Origin of the sequence: Citrobacter sp. wls613 (assembly GCF_005281195.1) — a bacterium.
Classification (GTDB): Bacteria; Pseudomonadota; Gammaproteobacteria; order Enterobacterales; family Enterobacteriaceae; genus Citrobacter; species Citrobacter gillenii.
On record NZ_SZXN01000074.1, the window covers coordinates 35433 to 39579 of the forward strand.

3 protein-coding genes are annotated in these 4147 nt (G+C 55.7%); 2 read left to right on the forward strand and 1 reads right to left on the reverse strand.

Annotated elements, in window-relative coordinates; translation table 11 throughout:
* On the reverse strand, positions 1-816 hold an 816-nt coding region (gene fdhD, locus FDX01_RS18265), incomplete at its 3' end, for a formate dehydrogenase accessory sulfurtransferase FdhD (RefSeq protein WP_137400245.1).
* Positions 817-1010: 194 nt separating this feature from the next.
* Between fdhD and fdnG the strand changes: the two genes are divergently transcribed.
* Both fdnG and FDX01_RS23965 read left to right on the forward strand, forming a co-directional pair.
* A complete protein-coding gene (fdnG, locus tag FDX01_RS18270; protein WP_137400238.1) occupies positions 1011-4061 on the forward strand; it encodes a formate dehydrogenase-N subunit alpha in 3051 nt (1016 codons plus the stop codon).
* Positions 4062-4073: 12 nt separating this feature from the next.
* A partial coding sequence (locus FDX01_RS23965; protein WP_234832483.1) for a hypothetical protein occupies positions 4074-4147 on the forward strand: 74 nt, incomplete at its 3' end.

Genomic DNA, 4147 nt, shown 5'->3' on the forward strand with positions numbered 1-4147 from the left:
CGGATGCGTATAAATCGTCGCCCTGCCCGGTTTACAAAAACCCACCAGCGTCAGGTTACAGCGTTCGGCTACTTCTACGGCCAGTGTCGTCGCGGCAGAGACAGCAAACAGAATCTCCACGCCGCACATCGCCGACTTTTGCACCATCTCATAGCTGGCGCGACTGGAGACTAAAACGGCTCCCTGCCGCCATGTTTCGCCTTCAATTGCACGCCGCCCGAGCAGTTTATCCAGCGCCACGTGACGGCCCACATCTTCATGCCCTCCCGCCAGGTTCCCCGACGGCTGGACCCAGGCCGCTGCGTGCGTACAGCCCGTCAGTTGCCCCACGGGCTGGAAGTCGTGCAAATGCTTTAACGCGCGATCGAGGTCCGCTAGGTTAAACGTCTGGGTAAACGTCAAAGGCTGAACCGGCTTGCCAATGTCATTGAGCTGTTCCACGCCGCAAACGCCACAACCGGTACGACCGGCCAAAGATCGACGGCGCTCTTTCAATCCCATAAAACGACGGCTGGACAGCTCAACCTGAACTTCTAATCCGTTACAAGAAGGCACCACTTCCATGCCGTAGATATCCTGCGGGGACTCAATAATGCCTTCAGAAAGTGAAAAGCCCATCGCAAAATGCTCAAGATCTTTCGGTGACGCCATCATCACCACGTGCGAAATCCCGTTGTACACCAACGCAACGGGCACTTCTTCAGCGACGACATCCGGCTGAGGATGTTGCAAATCCTCGCGTTTCCAGAGGGTCAACTGGCGCGATCCCGTCAAAGTTGTCACATTTTCGATGTTTTCTTGAATAATCTTATTCACTTTCTTTTAACCATATTGGAACACACATACCAACATTGTGGTATTCTTTACAAATCCCTCCTGGACGGAGGGAAATTCACCCAATTCTGGACCTTTGCGGTCCCGTCCGCAAAGAAAAATAACAACCACTTCCCTCGCGATCGCGATACACCTACGCGAAGGGAACGTGACAATGTCGAAACAAGGAGCGAACCATGCAGGTCAGCAGAAGGCAGTTCTTTAAGATCTGCGCTGGCGGTATGGCAGGCACCACGGCAGCGGCACTGGGTTTTGCACCCGGCGTAGCGCTAGCGGAAACACGGCAATATAAACTGCTGCGTACCCGCGAAACCCGTAACACCTGCACTTACTGTTCCGTTGGCTGTGGACTGTTAATGTACAGTCTCGGTGACGGTGCGAAAAACGCCAAAGCATCCATCTTCCATATCGAGGGCGATCCGGACCATCCGGTGAACCGTGGCGCGCTGTGCCCGAAAGGGGCTGGTCTGGTGGATTTCATCCACTCCGAAAGCCGGCTGAAATTCCCGGAATACCGTGCACCAGGCTCCGATAAGTGGCAACAAATTAGCTGGGATGAGGCATTTGACCGCATCGCGAAGCTGATGAAAGAAGACCGCGACGCTAACTACGTTGCGCAGAACGCCGAAGGCGTCACCGTTAACCGCTGGCTTTCCACCGGGATGCTGTGTGCTTCCGCCTCCAGTAATGAAACCGGCTATTTAACGCAAAAATTCTCCCGCGCGCTGGGTATGCTCGCGGTCGACAACCAGGCGCGCGTCTGACACGGACCAACGGTAGCAAGTCTTGCTCCAACATTTGGTCGCGGTGCGATGACCAACCACTGGGTCGACATTAAAAATGCCAACCTCGTTGTGGTGATGGGCGGTAACGCCGCTGAAGCTCACCCGGTCGGATTCCGCTGGGCGATGGAAGCCAAAATTCACAACGGCGCGAAGCTGATTGTGGTCGATCCTCGCTTTACGCGAACCGCAGCGGTGGCAGATTTCTATGCACCCATTCGTTCCGGTACTGACATTGCCTTCTTGTCAGGCGTCTTGCTGTACCTGCTGAATAACGAAAAATTCAACCGCGAATATACCGAAGCCTACACCAACGCCAGTCTGATTGTGCGTGAAGATTATGGCTTCGAAGATGGCCTGTTCACCGGCTATGACGCGGACAAACGCAAGTACGATAAAACCAGCTGGAACTACGAGCTGGATGAAAAAGGCTTCGCCAAACGCGATGTTACGCTGCAACACCCGCGCTGCGTGTGGAATCTGCTGAAACAGCACGTTTCCCGCTACACGCCGGATGTTGTCGAAAACATTTGCGGTACGCCGAAGGCTGATTTCCTGAAAGTCTGCGAATACATCGCTGAAACCAGCGCCAAAGACAAAACCGCGTCGTTCCTGTACGCGCTGGGCTGGACGCAGCACTCCGTGGGCGCGCAGAACATTCGCACCATGGCGATGATCCAGCTTCTGCTCGGCAATATGGGGATGGCAGGCGGTGGCGTTAACGCCCTGCGCGGTCACTCCAATATTCAGGGTCTGACTGACTTAGGCCTGCTGTCGCAGAGCCTGCCTGGTTACATGACGCTGCCAAGCGAAAAGCAAACCGACCTGCAAGCTTACCTTGCGGCCAACACGCCAAAACCGTTGCTGGAAGGTCAGGTAAACTACTGGGGCAACTACCCGAAATTCTTCGTCTCGATGATGAAGGCCTTCTTTGGTGATAAAGCGACAGCGGAAAATAGCTGGGGCTTCGACTGGCTGCCGAAGTGGGATAAAGGGTACGACGTGCTGCAGTACTTCGAGATGATGAACCAGGGCAAAGTGAATGGCTACATCTGCCAGGGCTTCAACCCGGTCGCCTCATTCCCGAACAAAAACAAGGTCGTGGCTTCACTGTCAAAACTGAAGTTCCTGGTGACTATCGACCCACTCAACACCGAAACGTCCACCTTCTGGCAAAACCACGGTGAGTCGAACGATGTGGATCCGTCAAAAATCCAGACCGAAGTGTTCCGTCTGCCGTCCACCTGCTTCGCCGAAGAAAACGGCTCAATCGTTAACTCCGGACGCTGGCTGCAGTGGCACTGGAAAGGCGCGGATGCCCCAGGGATTGCCGCCACCGACGGTGAAATCCTCGCCGGTATCTTCCTGCGCATGCGCAAGATGTACGCCGAACAGGGGGGAGCGAACCCGGAACAGGTGCTGAGCATGACCTGGAACTACTCCACGCCGCATGAACCTGCTTCAGAAGAAGTAGCGATGGAGAGCAACGGTAAAGCCCTGGCTGATATCACCGACCCGGCCACCGGTGCGGTGATCGTCAAGAAAGGCCAACAGCTTAGTTCATTTGCCCAACTGCGCGATGACGGCACCACTTCCAGTGGCTGCTGGATATTTGCCGGTAGCTGGACACCGGAAGGCAACCAGATGGCGCGTCGTGATAACGCCGACCCGTCGGGCCTGGGCAATACGCTGGGCTGGGCATGGGCATGGCCGCTCAACCGCCGCATTCTGTATAACCGCGCCTCCGCTGACCCGCAGGGGAATCCGTGGGATCCAAAACGTCAGATCCTGAAATGGGATGGGGCGAAATGGAGCGGGATGGATATTCCGGACTACAGCGCCGCCGCACCGGGCAGCAACATCGGGCCGTTTATCATGCAGCCCGAAGGGATGGGACGCCTGTTTGCTATCGATAAGATGGCGGAAGGGCCGTTCCCGGAACACTACGAGCCGTTTGAAACACCGCTGGGCACCAACCCGCTGCACCCGAACGTTATCTCTAACCCGGCTGCCCGTATCTTTAAAGGCGATGAAGAAGCACTGGGCAAAGCGGATAAGTTCCCGTACGTCGGGACGACCTACCGTCTGACCGAGCACTTCCACTACTGGACCAAGCACGCGCTGCTAAACGCCATCGCTCAGCCGGAACAGTTTGTGGAAATTGGCGAGAAGCTGGCAAACAAGCTCGGCATCTCCCACGGCGATACCGTTAAGGTCTCTTCTAACCGCGGCTACATCAAAGCCAAAGCGGTGGTGACCAAACGTATTCGCACGCTGAAGGCCAACGGTCAGGATATCGACACCATCGGTATTCCGATCCACTGGGGCTACGAAGGTGTGGCGAAAAAAGGCTTTATCGCTAACACGTTAACGCCATTCGTCGGTGATGCGAACACGCAGACGCCGGAATTTAAGTCCTTCCTCGTGAACGTGGAAAAGGTGTAACGGAGACGACCTATGGCTTATCAATCGCAAGACATCATTCGTCGATCCGCCACTAACGGTTTCACCCCCGCGCCTCAGGCGCGGGA